Source organism: Janthinobacterium sp. ROICE36 (genome assembly GCF_002869965.1).
Taxonomy (GTDB): domain Bacteria; phylum Pseudomonadota; class Gammaproteobacteria; order Burkholderiales; family Burkholderiaceae_D; genus Janthinobacterium.
Genome location: NZ_PEBS01000093.1, coordinates 1 through 19383, shown reverse-complemented (window position 1 = coordinate 19383; position 19383 = coordinate 1). Strand labels below are relative to the sequence as shown.

General features: G+C 62.6%; 24 protein-coding genes. 11 read left to right on the top strand and 13 right to left on the bottom strand.

Translation table 11 applies throughout. The features are described from left to right. Together CSZ94_RS24645 and CSZ94_RS24640 are read left to right on the top strand one after the other, a co-directional pair. Positions 1 to 552: T6SS immunity protein Tli4 family protein (locus CSZ94_RS24645; protein ID WP_258001181.1), on the top strand; the 552-nt coding region annotated here is incomplete at its 5' end. 61 nt (positions 553 to 613) lie between these two features. Continuing rightward, complete coding sequence (locus CSZ94_RS24640) at positions 614 to 1093, top strand: GNAT family N-acetyltransferase (RefSeq protein ID WP_258001180.1); 480 nt, start codon at positions 614 to 616, stop codon at positions 1091 to 1093. Positions 1094 to 1097: 4 nt separating this feature from the next. On the opposite strand, the gene CSZ94_RS27760 is transcribed toward CSZ94_RS24640, so the two are convergent. From CSZ94_RS27760 to CSZ94_RS28180, 7 genes are all read right to left on the bottom strand, one after another. Further along, positions 1098 to 1277, bottom strand: a complete 180-nt coding sequence (locus CSZ94_RS27760; protein ID WP_146009892.1) for a hypothetical protein — start codon at positions 1275 to 1277, stop codon at positions 1098 to 1100. Next, positions 1255 to 1632, bottom strand: coding sequence for a DUF2750 domain-containing protein (locus tag CSZ94_RS24635; protein ID WP_102123932.1), 378 nt, complete (start codon positions 1630 to 1632; stop codon positions 1255 to 1257). Before CSZ94_RS24635 ends, CSZ94_RS27760 begins: the two co-directional genes overlap by 23 nt. Beyond that, positions 1622 to 1903, bottom strand: a complete 282-nt coding sequence (locus tag CSZ94_RS24630; RefSeq protein WP_102123931.1) for a hypothetical protein — start codon at positions 1901 to 1903, stop codon at positions 1622 to 1624. Before CSZ94_RS24630 ends, CSZ94_RS24635 begins: the two co-directional genes overlap by 11 nt. Before the next feature lies 1 nt (position 1904). Next, positions 1905 to 2255, bottom strand: a complete 351-nt coding sequence (locus CSZ94_RS24625) for an Imm1 family immunity protein (protein WP_180977616.1) — start codon at positions 2253 to 2255, stop codon at positions 1905 to 1907. Positions 2256 to 2290: 35 nt separating this feature from the next. After that, entirely contained in the window at positions 2291 to 3931 is a 1641-nt protein-coding gene (locus CSZ94_RS24620) for a SulP family inorganic anion transporter (protein WP_102123929.1), read from the bottom strand. 79 nt (positions 3932 to 4010) lie between these two features. Next, positions 4011 to 4592: a TetR/AcrR family transcriptional regulator gene (locus tag CSZ94_RS24615; RefSeq protein WP_102123928.1), complete on the bottom strand. Its 582-nt coding sequence runs from the start codon at positions 4590 to 4592 to the stop codon at positions 4011 to 4013. Positions 4593 to 4795: 203 nt separating this feature from the next. Continuing rightward, entirely contained in the window at positions 4796 to 4987 is a 192-nt protein-coding gene (locus CSZ94_RS28180; RefSeq protein WP_180977617.1) for a hypothetical protein, read from the bottom strand. Between the two features lie 222 nt (positions 4988 to 5209). Between CSZ94_RS28180 and CSZ94_RS24605 the strand changes: the two genes are divergently transcribed. The 6 genes from CSZ94_RS24605 to CSZ94_RS24580 all read left to right on the top strand — a co-directional run bounded on the left by CSZ94_RS24605 (position 5210) and on the right by CSZ94_RS24580 (position 8442). Continuing rightward, the gene (locus tag CSZ94_RS24605) at positions 5210 to 5521 is read left to right on the top strand and encodes a hypothetical protein (protein WP_102123927.1); all 312 of its coding nucleotides are present in this window, start codon (positions 5210 to 5212) and stop codon (positions 5519 to 5521) included. A 222-nt stretch (positions 5522 to 5743) separates the two neighbouring features. Further along, positions 5744 to 6082, top strand: a complete 339-nt coding sequence (locus tag CSZ94_RS24600; RefSeq protein WP_102123926.1) for a hypothetical protein — start codon at positions 5744 to 5746, stop codon at positions 6080 to 6082. Positions 6083 to 6123: 41 nt separating this feature from the next. Next, positions 6124 to 6456 (top strand): hypothetical protein, encoded by a 333-nt coding sequence (locus CSZ94_RS24595; protein WP_102123925.1) that lies wholly within the window; start codon positions 6124 to 6126, stop codon positions 6454 to 6456. 212 nt (positions 6457 to 6668) lie between these two features. Beyond that, positions 6669 to 7691: a serine hydrolase domain-containing protein gene (locus tag CSZ94_RS24590; protein ID WP_102123924.1), complete on the top strand. Its 1023-nt coding sequence runs from the start codon at positions 6669 to 6671 to the stop codon at positions 7689 to 7691. Between the two features lie 96 nt (positions 7692 to 7787). Beyond that, positions 7788 to 8138 carry a hypothetical protein gene (locus tag CSZ94_RS24585; protein WP_102123923.1) on the top strand — a complete coding sequence of 117 codons (351 nt, stop codon included), beginning with the start codon at positions 7788 to 7790 and terminating at the stop codon, positions 8136 to 8138. A gap of 40 nt (positions 8139 to 8178) precedes the next feature. Beyond that, the gene (locus CSZ94_RS24580; protein ID WP_102123922.1) at positions 8179 to 8442 is read left to right on the top strand and encodes a hypothetical protein; all 264 of its coding nucleotides are present in this window, start codon (positions 8179 to 8181) and stop codon (positions 8440 to 8442) included. A gap of 65 nt (positions 8443 to 8507) precedes the next feature. On the opposite strand, the gene CSZ94_RS24575 is transcribed toward CSZ94_RS24580, so the two are convergent. From CSZ94_RS24575 to CSZ94_RS28175, 6 genes are all read right to left on the bottom strand, one after another. Further along, a complete protein-coding gene (locus CSZ94_RS24575) occupies positions 8508 to 9065 on the bottom strand; it encodes a fasciclin domain-containing protein (protein ID WP_219726048.1) in 558 nt (185 codons plus the stop codon). 175 nt (positions 9066 to 9240) lie between these two features. Then, the gene (locus tag CSZ94_RS24570) at positions 9241 to 10686 is read right to left on the bottom strand and encodes an efflux transporter outer membrane subunit (RefSeq protein ID WP_102123933.1); all 1446 of its coding nucleotides are present in this window, start codon (positions 10684 to 10686) and stop codon (positions 9241 to 9243) included. Between the two features lie 44 nt (positions 10687 to 10730). Continuing rightward, positions 10731 to 13931 (bottom strand): efflux RND transporter permease subunit, encoded by a 3201-nt coding sequence (locus CSZ94_RS24565; RefSeq protein ID WP_102123921.1) that lies wholly within the window; start codon positions 13929 to 13931, stop codon positions 10731 to 10733. Positions 13932 to 13933: 2 nt separating this feature from the next. Beyond that, a complete protein-coding gene (locus tag CSZ94_RS24560; RefSeq protein ID WP_102123920.1) occupies positions 13934 to 15181 on the bottom strand; it encodes an efflux RND transporter periplasmic adaptor subunit in 1248 nt (415 codons plus the stop codon). A 270-nt stretch (positions 15182 to 15451) separates the two neighbouring features. Further along, on the bottom strand, positions 15452 to 16312 hold the full coding sequence (locus tag CSZ94_RS24555; protein ID WP_102123919.1) for an alpha/beta hydrolase: 861 nt from the start codon (positions 16310 to 16312) through the stop codon (positions 15452 to 15454). Continuing rightward, positions 16309 to 16521 carry a hypothetical protein gene (locus CSZ94_RS28175; protein WP_180977615.1) on the bottom strand — a complete coding sequence of 71 codons (213 nt, stop codon included), beginning with the start codon at positions 16519 to 16521 and terminating at the stop codon, positions 16309 to 16311. The genes CSZ94_RS24555 and CSZ94_RS28175 overlap by 4 nt, the downstream gene beginning before the upstream one ends. A 144-nt stretch (positions 16522 to 16665) precedes the next feature. Between CSZ94_RS28175 and CSZ94_RS24550 the strand changes: the two genes are divergently transcribed. From CSZ94_RS24550 to CSZ94_RS24540, 3 genes are read left to right on the top strand one after another with little or no spacing between them, the layout of a single operon-like run. Next, positions 16666 to 17628: a LysR family transcriptional regulator gene (locus tag CSZ94_RS24550; protein WP_102123918.1), complete on the top strand. Its 963-nt coding sequence runs from the start codon at positions 16666 to 16668 to the stop codon at positions 17626 to 17628. After that, the gene (locus CSZ94_RS24545; RefSeq protein WP_102123917.1) at positions 17625 to 18596 is read left to right on the top strand and encodes a D-2-hydroxyacid dehydrogenase; all 972 of its coding nucleotides are present in this window, start codon (positions 17625 to 17627) and stop codon (positions 18594 to 18596) included. Before CSZ94_RS24550 ends, CSZ94_RS24545 begins: the two co-directional genes overlap by 4 nt. Further along, on the top strand, positions 18593 to 19051 hold the full coding sequence (locus tag CSZ94_RS24540) for a hypothetical protein (RefSeq protein ID WP_102123916.1): 459 nt from the start codon (positions 18593 to 18595) through the stop codon (positions 19049 to 19051). The genes CSZ94_RS24545 and CSZ94_RS24540 overlap by 4 nt, the downstream gene beginning before the upstream one ends. The last annotated feature ends 332 nt before the right edge of the window (positions 19052 to 19383 follow it).

Below are 19383 nucleotides of genomic sequence, written 5' to 3'. Positions count from 1 at the left end.
ATCTACAACCACAACATTCCCCAGCGCGCCTTGGATAACGCAACACCGATTCAGGCGATGAAGAAATGGCAGGAGAAAAAGCCGGAATTATTCGTTAAACGCGTATATAACCAGGCCGGTCTTGACAATTACTCATCTGCTGAGTTCGAAAGGAAAGTGAGAGGTGACCTCTCCTTAATTCACCGAATTCAGCAAGCAAAAGACCGGCAAGGCAATCGGTATCCCAAGCGAACCCTGCTACGCGAGGGCAAACGCAACGTCCAGCACTGGCAGGGCGAAGAATCGCTGATACGACGAACAGATGGCGTACACGATTTTGAATGGGCCCTGGTCGGCAAACCGCGCGATGTCGCGAATCCATCTGTGCTGGGGGTGCATATGTACACCAAGGTTGCCTACAACACAGTAGGCGCCGCCGAAGCCGCGTCGCTGACGGACGAAGAAGCCATCGCCTTGTGGGACAAGCTGCTGTCCGGCTTGAAGTTCCGGGTGAAAGTGCCGGGTGCGCCGCCCGGTTCCTACTATATCGATCCGGATAAACCCGCGCAGTAACAAGAAAGCATGCTGGCGCATGTGGCGGCATTGCGCTAGCATGGGCTTTTCTCAAGACTCAATGATGATTCATCTTCGCCCCGCCCTGCCAGCCGACATCGACGCCCTGTGGGCCCTGCGCACGGTGGCCGTGCGCGTCGGTTGTGCCACGCACTATGCACCGGAACAGATCGCCGTATGGACGGCCTCGCCCGTGCCGGACGCTTATGCCGCCATGCTGGCTGCCGGTGGCGGCATCGTGGCGATGCAGGGCGAGGCCATCGCCGGCTACGCCATGCTGGACCTGGACAAGCAGGAAGTCGATGCCGTGTTTGTCGATCCGGCCCGTGCGGGCCTGGGTATCGGCAAGCGGCTGCTGGCCGCGCTGGAGCTGCTGGCGCGCCAGCGCGGCATCGTCCGCCTGCACCTGTCCGCATCGCTGAACGCCGTGCCGTTTTACCGGGCCGCCGGCTTTGTCTGCTTGCGCGAGGAAGCGTATGCGCATCCCAGCGGCATCAGTCTGGCCAGCGTGGCGATGGAAAAGGTGCTGGCGGCCGACTGAGCCGTCAGTCTTGCGTGGCAGCAGCTTCGGACTCGGCCAGACAGTGCTGCAGCTTCGCGATCAGCGCGCGCACTTCGTCGTCGCCCAGATCCAGCGGGTCGCCGTGGGCGCCGACGGCGATCAGGCAGATGGCCGAGCCGTCGTACCAGGCGTCCAGGCGCTCATTCATATTGCTCTGACTCATGTTGCAAATCCCTCAGCAAATCAGCCGGCGCCACGATGCTGGCGCCGCCTTGCGGCACTGAAAATACCGAAGCCAGCTCGTCATTGCTCGCCATGCCAGGCAACCACTTGGCCAAAAAATCGCCGAGCGCGATGGCGCGCGGCTGGAAATGCTCCCACTCGCCGCTGGCGCACGCTTGCGCAAAGGCCGCTTCCGGCCAGAACGGGATGACGACCTTGCCGCCGGCTTGCGCCGTGGCCCAGCCGTCGTGCTGCAAGCCCCACACTTCTTGCGTATCGGCTACCTTGCGTACAAAGTAGGCATGGCGTTCGGCGGGCGGCAGCCGCGCCACCTGCTTGAACTTTTCAGGATGCATAGTCTTCCCCTGCCCCGTCCCATACGCGCAACTGCGGCGCGCACCAGCCCGTCACCATGTCGAGGACGTCCAGTATCACGTCTTCCAGCGGGCCCTCCTGCGTGGCTGGACGCAGTTCATGCAGCAAGGCTGCCACCTGCGCCGCCGTCACGCCGCTGGCGTGGTAGCGCAGCAGGATGACGCGCAGCGTCAATAAACCTGCCTTGGCGTCCAGCGCGGCCAGCAATTCATTGTCGATATCGGCGATGATGGTTTGCGTGGTTTGCAGCATCTCAATCCGCTTCCCACGCGATACCGGCCGGCCGCGCGCCGCCAGTTTTGAAAAACGCGATGCAAGCCCGCTGGCATTGCTCCACCTCCACGCACCAGGCTTCCGGATACTCGTCCACCTGGCCATTGGCCAGCAGGTAGCTGCAAACACCGTCTGCCTCCTCGTCGCCCAGCGAGTGAAAACTCAGGTCATCCTGCCCCGACAGATACATCAGCCACGCGTTGCCGCCGTTGCGCAGCATGCACAGGGCCGGGCCCTGCTCCGCCTCGGTGGCCAGGGTCAGCCACAGTTCGCACTGCGCCAGCGCGCGCGCGTCGATCAGCACCTGTTCCAGCGCAAGGAGGCTATCCATTACATGCGGCTCGCCATGCAGATTCAGTTCCATCCTCATGCATGTTCTCCACTTAAATCAGCCGTCGCCAGCGCCGTGCTCAGGTACAGCTTGCCGCTCAGGTCTTGCAACAGGCTGCTCTGGCGCAAGCGGTCCATCACGGGGCCCTTCACTTCGGCCAGGTTCAGGCTGATGCCGCGCTTGCTCAGCGCGCTATTCAGTTCGATCAAGCCCAGCAAGGCCGTGCTGTCGATCTGGTTGACGGCCGACAGCACCAGCACCAGGTGGCGCGCCGTCGGATGGCCGCGCAATTCGTCTTCCACGCGCTCGGTGACGGCTTCCACGTTGCCGAAGAACAGGCCCGCATCGATGCGCAGCAGCAAGACGTCGGGCAAGGTTTGCGCCTCGTAGCGCTCCACGTTGCGGAAATGCTCGCTATGCGGAATACGCCCCAGCACGGCGATGTGCGGGCGGCTGGCGCGCCAGATCAGGGTGCCCATCGACAGCAGCACGCCGATCACCACGCCCGCTTCCACGCCCAGCACCAGCACGCCGGCCGTGGTCGCCAGCAGGGCTAGCGCATCGCTGCGGTCGTAGCGCCACGACAGTTTCAAGGTATCCCAATCGAGCAGGCTGCTGACGGCAAAGATGATGGTGGCTGCCAGCACGGGCAGTGGCAGCAGCGCCAGCCAGCCCGTGGGCGCCACCAGCGCCAGCGCCAGCAAGCCCGCCGTGATGATGCTGGCCAGCGGCGTGTTGGCGCCCGCCTGGAAATTGACAGCCGAGCGGGAAATCGAACCCGTGACAGGAAAGCCGCCCGACAGGGCGCTGGCCACGTTGGCCGCGCCCAGGCCCAGCAACTCCCGGTTCGTGTGCAGTTTTTCGCCCCGCTTTTGCGCCAGGGTCTGGGCGGCGGACATGCTCATTAAAAAAATGATGAAGGCGATCAGCAGCGCCGGCGACAGCAAGGTGCGCCAATGGGCGCCTGAGGTGGCCAGGTTCAGGCCCGGCAAGCCGCTGGGCACGTGGCCCGTCGTCTGCACGCCCATCGCTTCCAGGCCCCCATAGGCGACGAGGGCGATGCCGGCCAGCACCAGCGCCATCGGTGCCAGGCGCGCCCCGACATCGGCCGCTACCGGGTGCAAGCCGCAGCGCTGCAGCAGGCGCGACGCGTAGCGCTTGGCCAGCCACAGGAACAGCAGGCCAGACAGCCCGAGGACCAGGCTGGGCGCATGCCAGTGGGGAATGCTGGCACCGAGCAAGGGCGTGATCTGGCCCCAGATGATCAGGATCGCGGCGCCATTGCTGAAGCCGCTAATCACGGGGCGCGACAGGAAGCTGGCCATGAAGCCCAGGCGCAGCACGCCGCACAGCAACAGGACCAGGCCGCTGATGAAGGCCAACTGGGCGGCCAGGACGATATATAAAGAGGAACCGGGGTCGGCCAGCGGCGCCAGCGCGGCAGCCGTCATCAGCGAGACGATGGCCATGGGGCCCACCGATTGCGTCATGCTGCTGCCGAACAAGGCGTACAGCACGGGCGGCAAGATGCTGGCGTAAATGCCCACCACGGGCGGCAAGCCGGCCACCAGCGCGTAGGCCATGCCTTGCGGCACCATCATCATGGCGACAACGATACCGGCAGTGATGTCCCCGGCCAACAGAGGACGCCGGTATTGTCTGAGCCAGAGCAGCATGATGAAATCCCAAATTCTGAAAACCGAAGCCTATCATGCGACGAGGCCGGCTGACAGGGGGGGTACTTGGCTGCCGTGCTCAGTCTGGCAGTAATTGCGCCTTCACGGCATCGAGGATTTCCGCCGACAGGGCCTCGTCATCGACGGAACGGGCCAGCACCATGGCGCCCACCATGGCGGCAAACGTGGCGATCGCCTGCTGGCGCCGCCGCTCCTGCGTGCCATCCGGCGCGCCATCGGGCAGCACATCCTGCAGCAGCGCGAACTGCTGCTGCGCGGCTTGCGTAAACGCGGGGCGCGCGCCGGGCGACATGCGCGCCGCATCGACGCCCATGGCCGCCGCCGGGCAGCCGCCGCCCGGCTGGTCGCGGTGCCTGGTGCTCAGGTAGTTGCCGACAATCGCCGGCAAGGCATGCTGCGGGTCGCTGGCGATCTTCGCCCGCCAGCCTTCCAGCGACTGATTCAAGGCATGCTGGCACGCCTCGATCATCAAGTCTTCCTTGGACGCGAAGTGACCATAGAAGCCGCCATGCGTGAGGCCTGCGCCCTTCATCAGGTCGGCCACGCCGATGCCGTCGTACCCCTTTTCGCGGAACAATCTGGCCGCCACGTCGACGATGCGCTCGCGGTTCAGCGCCGCCTGTTCCCTGCTCACTTTCATGCTGCCCTCCCGTAATTATGTCAATCATCATATAACTTTACACCTGCTTTCGCCACTCTGTTAGCAAACGCAGCGTTGGACGCTGGTGCCGCGCCGATACTGGATCTGCGTTTCCACGGAGGCCGGCATGAACGACAACAAGGAGCAGTCCTCCGGTAACGTGGGGAACTAGGCGATGGCGCGTGCATTGTGGAAAGGCGCCATCAGCGCCGGCCTCGTGCATATCCCCGGCGAGCGGATTTCAGCCAGTGGCGAAAATCATCGTGCAAACGGCTGGCCCAGTGCTTCTGGATCACGAAGGTGAGCACCTCGCCCGCGACCTCGCCGCCGCCTGCCGGCTCAGGCGTGACGGCGAAATTGCGCTTGGCTTGATAGATTTTCAAGGTGGCTTTCATGGCGGCGCCATGCGGTTACGTTGGCATCGATTCCAGGCCGACGCGGTACGCCAGCTAACCGAGTGCGTCGACGCGACGCAGACCATGCGGCAAGGCGGTCACACGGCAAGTGTAAGTATTTGTAATGGCGTGTCAACGCAATTGCCAGACGGCGCGTTTTTGGCTCAGTGACAGGGGAAATGCATCTCCTGAACTACAACCCACTTCTCGAGGAACTGCACCATGAAAAAAGTAATCGCTACTCTGATCGCCGGCTTGTTCGCTACCGCAGCCTTTGCTCAAACGCCAGCCGCGCCTGCCAAGGCCGAGGCCAAGCACACCAAGGAAGTGGCCAAAGCAGAAGCGAAAGAAACCAAGGCCGTCGTGAAAGCCGATGCGAAGGAAGCCGCCGTCGTCGCCGATGCGAAAGCCGATGTCGCCAGCGCCAAGGCTGACGCCAGCGCCACCAAGGCCAAAGCCCATCACAAAGCGAAAAAAGCCAAGGCCAAAGCTGACGAAGCCAAAACTGAAGCGACCGCAGCAGCAGCCAAATAATCAGTTCCGCGCATGTTCTGCGCCACTCAAAAAGACAGCTTCGGCTGTCTTTTTCCGTTTTAATGTCCGCATCACACAGCAACGCCTTTTAAAACACCTGATTGTAAGAAAATGTAAACAAGGTCAACGCCAAGCTTCCGGGGCGCGTTTTATGCTCAGTGACACGGGAATCATCCCAACACCAACAGACGTACCAGACAAACCACCACTGAGGACTGCACCATGAAAAACGTAATCGCTACCCTGATCGCCGGCCTGTTCGCTACCGCTGCCTTTGCTCAAGCGCCCGCAGCGCCAGCAGCCTCGGTTCCCGCCAAAGTGGAAGCGGCCCACACCAAGGCCGTCGTGAAAGCGGACGCCAAGGAAGCACAAACCGTCGTGAAAGCAGATGCAAAAGAAGCGAAAGCCGTCGTTGCCGCAAAAACGGAAGTGGTCAGCGCAAAAACGCAGGCCGCCACCACCAAAGCCAAGGCGCATCACAAGGCCAAGCACACCAAGGCCAAGGCCGATGCAAAACTGGCTTCGGCCACCGCTGAAGCAGCACCAGCAGTAGCCAAGTAATCCTCGACACACCATCGCTCACCACTCGCCAGGAAAATAAAATGAAAAAAGTTATCGCCACCCTCGTCGCCAGCCTGTTCGCTACCGCAGCCTTCGCCCAAACCCCTGCCGCCCCGGCAGTGCCTGCCAAGGCGGAAGCGGCCCACACGAAAGCCGTGGTCAAGGCAGAAGCCAAGGAAACCAAGGCTGTCGTGAAAGCCGATGCCAAAGTGGCTGCTGCATCCGCCGACGCGAAAGCCGATGTCGCCAGCGCCAAGGCCGATGCCAAAGCCACCAAGGCCAAGGCCCATCACAAGGCCAGCAAAGCCAAGGTGAAAGCGGATGCAGCGAAAGCGGCAGAAACCGTGCCGGCAACGCCAGCACCAGCGAAATAATCGCGAATACAGCCACGCAAGCGCATCCGCCGGGTCTGCGCTGGCGTGGCCACTTCGCCGGCACTACCAGGGACAGCTTCGGCTGTCCTTTTTGCATGCCGCCGCTTCCGCCGCGCCTTCATGCGAACTTCATCGAACAGGCCAGCTTGCACGCGACAAAGCGCCACACATGAGCGACACTGGCAATCCGACCATCGCCACGAAAGCTGTCCATGCGCCGCCTGAACTTTTTGCTATCGAGTTCCCTCCTCCTGAGCTGCACCGCCCTGGCGCAGGACAGCGTTCCCGCCACCATCGCGCAAGTCCTGCAAGCCCAGGACCGCGACAGCCATGGCGACTTGCGCGCCGTCGTCGTGCTGCGCGAGGGCGCCATCGTCGCCGAACGCTATTACAACGGCGAGACGGCCGAGACCCTGCACGACATCCGTTCGGCCGGCAAGAGCATCACCGCGCTGCTGGTGGGCGCGGCCGTGGCGCGGGGACCGCTGGCCACCAGCAAGACGGTGGGCGACTACTGGCCCGAAGCGGCGAACAGCCCCGCCGGCAAGGTCGCCCTCGACGACTTGCTGACCATGCGTTCGGGCCTGGCTGCCTTTGACGAAGACGAACAGTCGCCGGGCAATGAAGACAAGCTCGATGCGGCGTCCGATCCCGCTGCCTTCGTGCGCGGCGTGCCGGCAGCCACGGCGCCGGGCAGCACCTACCGCTACAACTCGCTGGGTGCCTACATCGCGGGGCGCGTGGTGGAGAACGCCAGCGGCGCCGACCTGGAAGACTATGCCGCCAGGGTCTTGTTCGCGCCGCTAGGCATCTCCCGCTGGAGCTGGGGCCGCGACGTGGCCAAGCACCCGAAAGGCCAGGGCAATCTGTCGCTGCGCGCACGCGACACGGCAAAGATTGGCCAGATGGTGCTCGATGACGGCGTCGTCGATGGCCGGCGGGTGATCGATGCCGCATGGATCAAGGCCGCGCTGGCGCCACGCGTGGCCATCGGCGCAGTCGACCGCTACGCGGACAGTTATGGCTATTTCTGGTACGCGAAGACGCAGGACATCGGCGGACAAAAGATCGCCGTGCATTTCGCCTCGGGCAATGGCGGCAACAAGATCTATGTGATCCCCGCGCGCCGCATGGTGGTCAGCATCGCATCGCGCGCCTATGGCAAGGGCTATGGACAGCGCCGTTCGGAAGACATCCTGCAGGCCATCCTGAAGGCGGATGCAACGCAGATGTAAGCGTTTGTAATGACCGTCAACGCAAGCTTCCGGGGGCGCGTTGTATGCTCAGGCACCAACAGACATACCAGACAAACCACCACTGAGGACTGCACCATGAAAAAAGTTATCGCCACCCTGATCGCCGGCCTGTTCGCTACCGCTGCCTTTGCTCAAACGCCAGCAGCTCCTGCAGCGCATGCCACCGCAGCAGCCTCGGTTCCAGCCAAAGTAGAAGCGACCCACACCAAGGCCGTCGTGAAAGCGGACGCCAAGGAAGCACGAGCCGTCGTGAAAGCAGATGCAAAAGAAGCGAAAGCCGTCGTTGCCGCAAAGACGGACGTAGCCAGCGCCAAAGCGGAAGCCGCCACGACGAAAGCCAAGGCACATCACAAGGCCAAGAAAACCAAGGCCAAGGCTGACGAAAAACTGGCATCGGCTGCCGCTGAAGCAGCTCCAGCCAAATAATTCCGACACACTTTACTGACCACACACCAAGGATATTAAAATGAAAAAAGTCATCGCCACCCTGATCGCCAGCCTGTTCGCCACCGCCGCTTTCGCCCAAACGCCAGCCGTCGCGCCAGTCGCTCCAGTAGCACCGATTCCTGTCGTCGCCCCTGTCGCCAAGGCCGAAACACCGGCAGCCGCCGTCAAGCCTGCGACGCACAAGAAAGCCAAGCATCACAAGGCGAAGAAAGCAGCACCGGCAACGCCAACAGCTCCGGCCACAGCGGCAGCTTCCGCACCGGCAGCAGCGCCAGCCAAGTAATCGCGGACGCAGCAGGCAAAAAGACAGGGTTTCCCTGTCTTTTTTTCGTTCGTTTTTTCCTCTATTTATTTCGGCATCAGCACCGTGTCAATGACATTGATCACGCCATTCGATTGATACACATCATAGGTGCTGATGTTGGCGCTATTGCCGCCCTCATCCATCACCACGATGTTGTGCATGCCGTTCATGGCGAACATCAGCTTGCCCCCACTGGCCGTGGGCAAGGTGGCTTTACCATCATGCATCTTGATTTCCTTGGCCAGCGCCTTGAAGTCATATTTGCCGGGCACCACGTGATAAGTGAGGATTTTCGTCAGCGTCGCCTTGTTTTCCGGTTTGACCAGTGTCTCGACAGTGCCGGCCGGCAGCTTGCCAAACGCCGCATTCATCGGCGCGAACACGGTAAATGGCCCCTTGCCTTTCAGGGTATCGACCAGGCCTGCAGCCTTGACGGCAGCCACCAGGGTGGTGTGATCGGCCGAATTGACGGCGTTATCGACGATGTCCTTGGACGGATACATGCTTTGGCCACCCACCATGGTCGTCATGTCGGCGGCAAAAGGGGCGCTGGCGGCCAGCATGGAAGTGATGAACAGTGCTGCGGGAACGAATGTGCGCATGATGGTATCTCCTGGATGACTGCGTTTGCATGATTGCAGGAGTACTTACGCGGCCGCTCCGCAAACGGATTCAAATGACTGAAAACAAAAAAAACGGCGGCGTGCTTTGCACGACGCCGTTTTCACGATGTTTTCCTTGCTGCGGGCCGGGAATGCCAGCCCGCGGTGCCGGAAATCAGTTGGCCGCGACCTGCGGCTCCGTTTCGCCCCAGCCGCCGCCCAGCGCGCGGATCAGCGCCACCGTGGTGACGGCGCGGTTGCCGCGCAATTGCACGGCGTTGCGCTCGATGGATGCCAGGTTGCGCTGCGCATCCAGCAAATCGAGGTAGCTGGAACGGCCCGCGTCGTACAGCTTTTGCGCCAGGTCGGCCGAACGGCGCGCCGACACGACAGCTTCGTCGATCTGCTGCGTCTGGCCCGACAGGATGCGCAAGCCGGCCAGGTTGTCTTCCACCTCGGCGAACGCCACCAGCACGCTCTGGCGATACGTCGCTACCGATTCTTCCAGCTGCGCTTCGCTACGGCTCACGGCAGCTTTATTACGTCCGCCGTCGATGATGGGCATCGACATCAGGGCACCCAGCAGCCAGGAGCGGCTGCTCCACTTGAAGATGTCCGAGAAGGTATCGGACGCGCCGCCACCGGAGGCGTTCAGGCTCAAGGCGGGGAACATGGCCGATTTCGCCACGCCGATGCGCGCATTCGACGCTTCCATGGTGCGCTGCGCCGACGCGATGTCGGGGCGGCGTTCCAGCAGGGACGACGGCATGCCGGCCGGGATCACGGGCAGGAAGCCGCTGTCTTGCAGCGGGTTGACGGTCGCCGTGAAGCTGGCGGCCGGTTTGCCCAGCAGGACGGCCAGCGCATGCTCGCCGGTGGCGCGCTGGCGCTGCAAGCCGATGGCTTCGACGCGCACGGTCGACAGCTCCGTGCGGGCACGCGACAAATCGAATTCACCGATGTCGCCCAGGTCATAGCGGCGCTGGTTCACATGCACGCTTTCCTCGCGCAGGCGCACCGTCTGTTCCAGGGTCGCCAGCTCGGCGTCCGTGGCGCGCAACTGGAAGTAGGTCTGCGCCACGTCGGCCTGCAGCGACAGCAGCACCGAGCGGTAAGTCGCTTCCACGGCCAGCGCATCGCTGCGCGAGGCGCTGACGTTCGATGCCACGCGGCCGAACAGGTCGACTTCGTAGCTGGCCGTCAGGTTGGCCTGGTAGACATTCGTGGCTGCCACCGGCGCGCCGTTCGGCAAGCCGAGCGACACGGAGGAAGCGCGGTTGCGCTGGCCGCCCACGTTCACGCCCACTTGCGGGATACGGTCCGCTTCGGCGATGCCGGCAATGGCCCTCGCCTGCTTGACGCGGGCGGCGGCCACGGCCAGGTTGGCGTTGGCCTGCGTGGCCTCATTAATCAGGCTGGTCAAAGCCGGATCGTTAAACGCCAGCCACCATTCGCCGCGCGCCTGGCGCTCGGCTGGCGCGCCCTGCTTCCAGCGCGTGCCGTCGGCCGCCGTCTGCACGGCGGGCAAGGTTTGCACTTCCTTGAACGCCGTCGGCGTCTCGATCTGCGGCTGCTTGAACTCCGGCGCCGCGCAGGCGGCCAGCAGCACGGCGGCTGCCATGGCGGTCAACACAGGCTTGACACGCCAGATGATTTCCTTGGTTTTCAATATATATCTCCTTCCAGGTCCAGCGCTGGCGCGGCGGCAGGCTTGGCGACAGCGGTGGCTGGTTTTTTCTCAAAACGCTGCGCCAGGGTGCGCAGCAGTACATAGAACACGGGCGTCAGGAACAGGCCGAAGAAGGTTACGCCCAGCATGCCGGCGAATACCGCCACGCCCATGGCATGGCGCATTTCCGAACCGGCGCCGTGCGAGAACACCAGGGGCACCACGCCCATGATGAAGGCGATCGACGTCATCAGGATCGGACGCAACCGCAGACGGCACGCTTCCAGCGCCGCTTGCACGACGCTGCGGCCATGCTCTTCCAGTTCGCGGGCAAATTCCACGATCAGGATCGCATTTTTCGACGCCAGCCCCACCAGCACGAACAGGGCGATCTGGGTAAACACGTTGTTGTCGCCACCAGTCAGTTTCACGCCAAGAAGCGCGCAGAGGATGGACATCGGCACGATCAGGATCACGGCCAGCGGCAGGGTCCAGCTTTCGTACTGCGCGGCGAGCACCAGGAACACCAGCAGCACGCACAGCGGGAAGACATAGATCATCGTATTGCCGGACAAGATATCCTGATAGGTCAGCTCCGTCCATTCATACGAAATCCCCTGCGGCAGCACTTCCTTGGCGATGCGTTCCAGCGCGACCTGCGCCTGACCGCTCGACACGCCAGGTGCGGCGCCGCCGTTGAAATCAGCTGCGGCATAGGCGTTGTAGCGCTGCACACGGTCAGGACCATAGCTATCCTTGACGCGCATCAACGACGACAGCGGGATCATTTCGCCCTTGTTATTACGGACCTTCAGCTGCGCGATATCCTGGGCATGCGAACGGAACTCGGCATCGGCTTGCACGCGCACCTGGTAGGTGCGGCCAAACTGGTTGAAGTCGTTCACGTACAGCGAACCGAGGTTGATCTGCAAGGTCTGGTATATCGTTTGCAGCTGCACGCCCATCTGCTTGGCTTTCACGCGGTCGACGTCGGCAAACAGCTGCGGCACGTTGATCTGGTAGCCCGAGAACACACCTGCCAGTTCCGGCGTCTGGTACGCTTTCGCGGCCAGTGCCTGCGTGGCGTTGTATAGCGCGTCGTAACCGAGGTTGCCGCGGTCTTCGATCATCATCTTGAAGCCGCCGATGGTACCCAGCCCGTTGACCGGTGGTGGCGGGAAAACCATGATGAAGGCGTCCTGGATGCCGCCCAGGCGCTTGTTGATCTCGGCCGCGATGGCGCCGCCCGACAGCTCCTTGGTGGTGCGTTCGTCGAACGGCTTCAGGGTGGCAAACACGATGCCGGCGTTCGGCGCATTGGTGAAGTCGTTGATCGACAGGCCGGGGAAGGCGATGGTCGATTCAACGCCAGGCACCGACTTGATGACGTCGGACATGCGGCGCACGACATCTTCCGTGCGGTCCAGCGAAGCGGCGTCGGGCAATTGCGCAAAACCCACCAGGTATTGCTTGTCCTGCGCTGGCACGAAGCCGGCCGGCACGGACTTGAAGGTGAAGATGGCGGCAACGACCAGCAGCGCATACACGCCCAGCGAGGCGCTCTTGCGGCCCAATACGCCCTTCACGCCCGCTTCATAGCGGTGCGAAGCGCGGCCGAAGAAACGGTTGAACCAGGCGAAGAAGCGGCCGAAGACCATGTCCATGCCGCGCGTCAGCGCGTCTTTCGGCGCATCGTGCGGTTTCAACAGCGCAGCCGACAGGGCTGGCGCCAGGGTCAGCGAGCTGAAAGCGGAGATCACGGTCGAAATGGCGATGGTCAGCGCGAACTGGCGATAGAACTCGCCCGACAGGCCGGGGACGAAGGCGATCGGCACGAACACGGCGCACAGCACCAGGGCGATGGCGACGATAGGACCGCTGACCTCTTTCATGGCCTGGATGGTGGCGTCGCGCGGCGAGAGGCCTTCCTCGATATTGCGCTCGACGTTTTCCACTACCACGATGGCGTCATCGACGACGATACCGATGGCCAGCACGAGGCCGAACAGCGACAGGGTGTTGATCGAGAAGCCAAAGCCCAGCATCACGGCAAAGGTGCCGACGATGGAGACGGGAACGGCCAGCAGCGGAATGATGGAGGCGCGCCAGGTTTGCAGGAAGATGATCACCACCAGCACCACCAGGGCAATCGCTTCGAGCAGCGTATGGATCACCGCTTCGATGGACGAGCGCACGAACTGCGTGGGGTCGTACTCGATGCGGTATTCCACGCCTTGCGGGAAGTCTTTTTTCAGTTCCTCCATCTTGGCGCGCACGTCGGAAGACAGTTGCAGCGCGTTGGCATTCGGCGCTTCGAAAATACCCATGCCGACGGCCGGATTATTGTTCAGCAGCGAACGCAGAGAATAGCTGTTGGAGCCCATTTCCACGCGCGCCACGTCCTTCAGGTGCGTCACGGCGCCGTCGGCATTCGTGCGCACGATGATGGCGCCAAATTCCTCGGGCGTCTGCAGACGGCCCTGGGTATTGACGGTGAGCTGGAAGTCCGAGTTCTTCGCCGGTGAAGCGCCGATCACGCCGGCGGCCACCTGCACGTTTTGCTCGCGGATGGCGTCGACGACGTCATTGGCCGTCATGCCGCGCGCGGCTACCTTTTGCGGGTCGAGCCAGATGCGCATGGCATAGTCGCCGGCGCCGAAGATCTGGATGTCGCCCATGCCGGACAAACGGGCCAGCTGGTCCTTGACGTTCAGCACCGCGTAGTTACGCAGATACATATCGTCATAGCGCTTGTTAGGCGAAACCAGGTGCACCACCATGGTCAGGTTGGGCGAGGACTTGACGGTCGTCACGCCGATCTGGCGCACCTCCTCGGGCAGGCGCGGCAAGGCGCGCTGCACGCGGTTCTGCACCTGCGTCTCGGCCTGCTCGACGTTGGTGCCGATCTTGAAGGTCACGGTCAGCATCATCGAACCATCGGAGGTGTTTTGCGAGGACATGTAGAGCATGTTCTCGACGCCGTTGATCTGCTCTTCGAGCGGCGCGGCCACGGTTTCGGCGATCACTTTCGGGTTGGCGCCCGGGTACTGCGCGCGCACCACCACGGATGGCGGCACGACGTCGGGATATTCAGAGATGGGCAGGCCGAATATCGACAGCAGCCCGGCCACGAATATGACGATCGACAGCACCGCCGCAAAAATCGGCTTGTCGATGAAAAAGCGGGAAAAATTCATGTTTATTCCTTGGAAGTCGATGCTGCTTTGGCGGCGATCTTGGCTGCTTCAGGTTTCGCAGGGGCGACCGGCGCCGTCGGGTCGAAATCCATGGCCACCATCTGCGGCGTCACCGGCGCGCCGGGGCGCACGCGCTGCAAGCCGTTGACGACGATTTTTTCGCCCGCTTTCAAGCCTTCGCGCACCACGCGCAAGCCGCCCGAGTTCGGGCCCAGCTTGACGGCGCGGTATTCGGCCTTGTTGTCGGCGCCCACCACGTAGACGTATTTGCGGCTCTGGTCCGTGCCGACGGCGCGGTCGCTGATCAACAGCGCCGTGCTTTGCGCGTGCGGGCCATTGCCGCCGTCGAGCTGGATGCGCGCAAACAGGCCCGGCACCAGCTGGCGCTCGGCATTGGCGAAGGTGGCGCGCATGCGCACGCTGCCCGTGGCCGGGTCGAGCTGGTTGTCGACGAATTCCAGCTTGCCCTCATGCGGGAAGCCCGTTTCGTTGGCCAGGCCCACCTTGACGGTGACGGGCGTGCCCTTTTGCGCTGTGCCGGCCACGCGCAGATACGTATCTTCATCGCCGTCGAAGCTGGCGTAGATGCGGTCCGTCGAGACCACGGAGGTGAGGATGGCGGACGCGTCGATCAGGTTGCCGACGGTGATTTCGGCCTTGCTGACACGGCCGCTGATCGGTGCTTGCACCTGCGTGTACGACAGATTCAGCTTGGCCGCTTCATACGCGGCTTGCGCCGAGCGGGCATTCGCGTCCAGCTCTTTCAAGCCCGACGCTTTTTCATCGAATTCGCGCTGGGCGATGGCTTTTTCAGCCAGCAGCTTTTCAGCGCGCGACAGTTCCAGCTTGGCCAGTTCCGCCTTGGCGCGGGCCGAGGCGGCCGTGCCTTCGGCGCGCGACACTTCAGCCTGGAATGGACGCGGATCGATGACGAACAACACCTCGCCCTTTTTCACTTCGCTGCCCGGCTTGAAGTTGACGGAGGTGATGAAGCCGCCGACGCGCGAGCGGATTTCCACGCGCTCGATCGCTTCCAGGCGGCCCGAGAATTCCTGCGTTTCCGTAATCTGTTTTTCAACGACGGCGGCGGCCGAGATGGGCGGGCCGCCGGCCGCTGGCGCGTCGGGCACCTTGCTGTTGGCCGTATCGCAGCCGGCCAGGCTCACGGCCACCAGTCCTGCCAGCGCCAGCGAGGCAGCCAGGGGCTTGAGGAGTGTACCTAAGGTGGAAAATTGTTGAACGTTTTTCATTTTATTTCCCTGTTTTATGAAAATTTCTAATGGTATGGGCGGCAGCAAGCAACCCAACTGAAAAAGTGAATGGTGGTGCCATGGCGCCCGACGGCGCTCGATCAAAGGTAAACAGGCCGCCAACTGCTTAAAAGCGGACGGAGACGACGAAGCTGGCTGTGCGAGTGCACAACTCAGGCAAGATGGGAACTACACTGCATAGTGTAGCAACCGAAACTCAAAAAGTAAACTGATTAGTGTAATTTTTTTGCGGTGCTGCCGATGACGGCTTTATGACTCGGGTTCCTGCCCCAGTCCGGCGACAAAGCTGGCGATTTCACTCAATACCTGCACCTTGCACGCGCACGCATTGCGGGCTGTCGCGTCTTGCAACGGGGCGGCGGCCATGCGCCGCACGGTGGTCTTGATGCCGCAGGCGATCAATTTGCTGCCGTATTGTTCAGCCTCGTCGCGCAATGGGTCGTCTTCGCCGGACAATATCAAGGCTGGCGGCAGGTTCTTCAGGCGGCTCGACTGCAATGGCGACGCGTACGGATGGGTACGATCAGCGGCATTCGGCAGGTAGCCGCGATAGGCGGCGGCGCACTGGTCCGCCACTTCCGCCAGGTCCGGACAACTGGGCAAGGTGCGCATCGAGCAGGTCGACAGGCCCGGATCGAGCATGGGCATGATCAGCACTTGGCCCGCAAGGGGCGGTCCGCCCCGGTCGCGCGACATCATGGCGCACACGGCAGCGAGGTTGGCGCCCGCTTCGATGCCCGATACCACCATCTGCTTGCCCGTCCAGCCCAGCTTGGACTTGTTCTTTTTCGCCCACAGCAGCACGGCATGCGCGTCTTCCACGGCGGCGGGGAATGGCCGCACCTTCGCCAGCGTGTAGTTCGCGGCCAGCACCACGTGGTCCGGGTTGCTCAGCACGAGGCAACGCAGGAAGTCGTCCGCGTCGTCCAGGTCGCCGTCGACAAAGCCGCCGCCATGGAAGAAGACGATCAGGCTGGACTGCCTGGCGCCCGGCACGCCGGCCGTGTAGACGCGGGCAGCGAGCGCATCCTGCGCGCCCTGCACCTGGATGTCGCGTATCTTCAGCGCCTGATCAGGTGCCAGTTCGGCTGCGGTCTCGGCAAAGCTCATTGCGCCACCACCGGCTGCACGGCAACATCGAGCACGGTGTCGTTCAGGCACAACAGGGCGACGCCGCCCATCTCATGGGTCAGGGCGCTATAAGCACTGGCTTCGCTTTGCGCCGCCAACGAGTAGGCATCCGTCGATACCATCGCGGCCAGAGCAAGCACAACCGCAACCAGCGCGGGTACTGCAAAGTTTCCATTCCGATGAGCCATGATCTCTCCTGTTGTACTTTCTGCGGCATCACTTATGCTGCAGTACAACAACTATAGACTTGATCTACAATCTGATAAAGAGTGCAATGACGAATTGATTGTTCAGGATTCTGAATAATCGTGCATAAAGTGATAGGAAATCAAGTGAACAAGCTGCAAGCCATGGAAGTTTTCATCCAAGTCGTCGATGCGGGCGGCTTTACGCGCGCAGCGGAAAACATGCAGCTGCCGAAAGCCACCGTGTCGACCCTGATCCAGTCGCTGGAAGCGAGCTTGTCGGTTAAATTGCTCAACCGCACCACGCGCCACGTCAGCATCACCTCCGACGGCGCCGCCTATTACGAACGCTGCGTGCGCATCCTGTCGGACGTGCGCGAGGCAGAGGAATCGCTGTCGCGCACGCGCTTGAGCCCCAGCGGACGGCTGCGCGTGGACGCGCCCACGGCCCTGGCCAGCGAACTGATCATCCCCGCCCTGCCCGACTTTTTCGCCCGCTACCCGGACATCTCGCTGGAACTGGGTTGCAGCGACCGTCCCGTCGACTTGATCGAGGAAGGCGTCGATTGCGCCGTGCGCGGCGGCGAGCTGGGCGACCTGAACCTGATCGCGCGCCGGGTCGGCGTGCTGCATTTCATCACCTGCGCCGCGCCCGGCTACCTGGCGCGCTATGGCACGCCGCTGCACCCGAACGACCTGGCGCAGCACCAAGGCGTGAATTTTTTCTCCGCCAAGACGGGTAAAACGTTTGAATGGGATTTCACGCGCGCTGGCGAACGCATCCAGATGTCCATGCCCAGCCAGATCGCCCTGAACGACTCGAACGCCTACGCGGCGGCCGGCCTGGCGGGCCTGGGTATCGTGCAAATGACGCATTTCATGCTTGCGCCGCTGATAGAACAGGGCAAAATGGTGGAATTGCTCCATGAATGGGAATCCGACCCGCTGCCCATCCACGTGATCTATCCGCCCAACCGCCATTTGTCCGCCAAGGTGCGCGTGTTTGTCGAATGGGTCGCCGACATGTTTATCAACCACCCGGCCACGCAACTGAAGGGCAAGAGCAGCCTTGCCAGCGCGCGCGCCACCCAGACCGAGGCCCAGCCATGACCGCAGCAATCATATCGCCGCACCGCATCGTCTTTCTCGACCGCGACAGCCTGATCGCCACTGTGCGTCCGCCCGCCTTCGCGCACAGCTGGGAAGAGTATCCGCACAGCAAGGGCAGCGAACAGACAGTTTCCCGACTGCAAGGCGCCACGATCGCCATCACAAATAAAGTGCCGCTGCGCGCAGCCGAGCTGGCCCAGTTGCCGGACTTGAAAATGATCGCCGTGGCCGCCACCGGCACGGATATCCTCGACCTGGCCGCCTGCCGCGAACGGGGCATCGTGGTGGCAAATATCCGCGACTATGCGCGCGCCACCGTGCCCGAACACACCCTGGCCCTGATGCTGGCCCTGCGCCGCCAGCTGGTCGCTTATCGCGCGGACGTGGAAGCGGGCCTGTGGCAGGCGTCCGACCGCTTCTGCCTGTTCGGCCACCCGATCCGCGACCTGGCCGGCAGCCGCCTGGGCTTGCTCGGTTACGGTGCGCTGGGCAAGTCCGTGGCGCGGCTAGGGCGCGCCTTCGGCATGCAAGTCATCGTGCACAACCGTTCTGCCATCGAAGACGATGGCGTGACGCAAGTGACGTTCGACGAGCTGCTGGCCACGTCCGACGTGCTCAGCCTGCACCTGCCCTTGACGGATCAGACGCGCAATATCCTTGGCGCCGAGGAATTGGCGCGCATGCAGCCCACGTCGCTCCTGATCAACACGGCACGCGGCGGCCTGGTCGATGAGGCGGCGCTGGCCACAGCATTGACGAACGGCGTGATCGCCGGCGCCGGCTTCGACGTGTTATCCAAGGAACCACCGCTGCCCGACAATCCGCTGTTGAACTTGCGCCTGCCCAACTTCATCCTCACGCCGCACACGGCCTGGGCCAGCGGGGAAGCCATGCAGAAACTGGCCGACATCTTGATCGGCAACGTGGAAGCGTTCGAGCGGGGCGCGCCCACGAACGTGGTGGCATGAGCCTGTTAAACGAACTCGATGAACTGCTGTGCAGCGACGACGATGAATACGACCGCCTCGACCTCTTTCTCGAAGCGGCCGAGCTGATCGGGCAACTGCAGCCGACCGACGTGCCTGCGCTGCTGGCCTTGTGGCCACAACGCAAGCCGTGCTGGCAGCAGCGTTTCACGCAAGCGAGCAGCAAGATCGACGGCGCCGTGCTGCGCGCCCTGCTGGCCGGCTTGCTGCAGATCAAGGAGGCGACCCACGGCGTGTCCGAACTGATGACACGGCTGCCGCCCGTGGCCGACTACTCTGCCCTCAGCGACGCGCTGCTGGACTACGCCGAGCAAGCCTGGCATGCGCAGGGGCCGGCAAGCCACAGGCAAATCCAGATCAGCTGCTGGAGCTGCGGGCTGTCGGGCCGGCTGCTGAAGCGGCTGGGGTTTTCTGCCTGGAAGGAAGCGGGGCTTTAGGACCTGCCTCCTCGCCAGGCGTCACTCTAGATTGCGTTGGGGCAAGTATCGCTGTGCACATTCGCCATACAGTGAGCCCATGCTTGTTTCAACCACTCTGGAGGCGCCATGAAAGTACTCTACCCTCTCGTCCTGTTCGCCGCCGTCACCCTGAACAGCGCATGCACTAGTGTACTGCTTGCGAAATGGTTGCACTATTTAAAGACTGCGCTATCATCTACATATTGAGTTTGAGATGAGGTGAGCAATGCTGACTGCGGCGCCGATTATATTGAGCGAGGAAGACCGTGCCGAACTGGAACGAAGGGTCCGGTCGCAAACCATCGATACAC

Coding starts and splice junctions, on each gene's coding strand:
- CSZ94_RS24640 (WP_258001180.1), top strand. CDS start 614: ATGATGATTCATCTTCGCCCCGCCCTGCCAGCCGACATCGACGCCCTG.
- CSZ94_RS27760 (WP_146009892.1), bottom strand. CDS start 1,277: ATGAGTCAGAGCAATATGAATGAGCGCCTGGACGCCTGGTACGACGGC.
- CSZ94_RS24635 (WP_102123932.1), bottom strand. CDS start 1,632: ATGCATCCTGAAAAGTTCAAGCAGGTGGCGCGGCTGCCGCCCGCCGAA.
- CSZ94_RS24630 (WP_102123931.1), bottom strand. CDS start 1,903: ATGCTGCAAACCACGCAAACCATCATCGCCGATATCGACAATGAATTG.
- CSZ94_RS24625 (WP_180977616.1), bottom strand. CDS start 2,255: ATGGATAGCCTCCTTGCGCTGGAACAGGTGCTGATCGACGCGCGCGCG.
- CSZ94_RS24620 (WP_102123929.1), bottom strand. CDS start 3,931: ATGCTGCTCTGGCTCAGACAATACCGGCGTCCTCTGTTGGCCGGGGAC.
- CSZ94_RS24615 (WP_102123928.1), bottom strand. CDS start 4,592: ATGAAAGTGAGCAGGGAACAGGCGGCGCTGAACCGCGAGCGCATCGTC.
- CSZ94_RS28180 (WP_180977617.1), bottom strand. CDS start 4,987: ATGAAAGCCACCTTGAAAATCTATCAAGCCAAGCGCAATTTCGCCGTC.
- CSZ94_RS24605 (WP_102123927.1), top strand. CDS start 5,210: ATGAAAAAAGTAATCGCTACTCTGATCGCCGGCTTGTTCGCTACCGCA.
- CSZ94_RS24600 (WP_102123926.1), top strand. CDS start 5,744: ATGAAAAACGTAATCGCTACCCTGATCGCCGGCCTGTTCGCTACCGCT.
- CSZ94_RS24595 (WP_102123925.1), top strand. CDS start 6,124: ATGAAAAAAGTTATCGCCACCCTCGTCGCCAGCCTGTTCGCTACCGCA.
- CSZ94_RS24590 (WP_102123924.1), top strand. CDS start 6,669: ATGCGCCGCCTGAACTTTTTGCTATCGAGTTCCCTCCTCCTGAGCTGC.
- CSZ94_RS24585 (WP_102123923.1), top strand. CDS start 7,788: ATGAAAAAAGTTATCGCCACCCTGATCGCCGGCCTGTTCGCTACCGCT.
- CSZ94_RS24580 (WP_102123922.1), top strand. CDS start 8,179: ATGAAAAAAGTCATCGCCACCCTGATCGCCAGCCTGTTCGCCACCGCC.
- CSZ94_RS24575 (WP_219726048.1), bottom strand. CDS start 9,065: ATGCGCACATTCGTTCCCGCAGCACTGTTCATCACTTCCATGCTGGCC.
- CSZ94_RS24570 (WP_102123933.1), bottom strand. CDS start 10,686: ATGGCAGCCGCCGTGCTGCTGGCCGCCTGCGCGGCGCCGGAGTTCAAG.
- CSZ94_RS24565 (WP_102123921.1), bottom strand. CDS start 13,931: ATGAATTTTTCCCGCTTTTTCATCGACAAGCCGATTTTTGCGGCGGTG.
- CSZ94_RS24560 (WP_102123920.1), bottom strand. CDS start 15,181: ATGAAAAACGTTCAACAATTTTCCACCTTAGGTACACTCCTCAAGCCC.
- CSZ94_RS24555 (WP_102123919.1), bottom strand. CDS start 16,312: ATGAGCTTTGCCGAGACCGCAGCCGAACTGGCACCTGATCAGGCGCTG.
- CSZ94_RS28175 (WP_180977615.1), bottom strand. CDS start 16,521: ATGGCTCATCGGAATGGAAACTTTGCAGTACCCGCGCTGGTTGCGGTT.
- CSZ94_RS24545 (WP_102123917.1), top strand. CDS start 17,625: ATGACCGCAGCAATCATATCGCCGCACCGCATCGTCTTTCTCGACCGC.
- CSZ94_RS24540 (WP_102123916.1), top strand. CDS start 18,593: ATGAGCCTGTTAAACGAACTCGATGAACTGCTGTGCAGCGACGACGAT.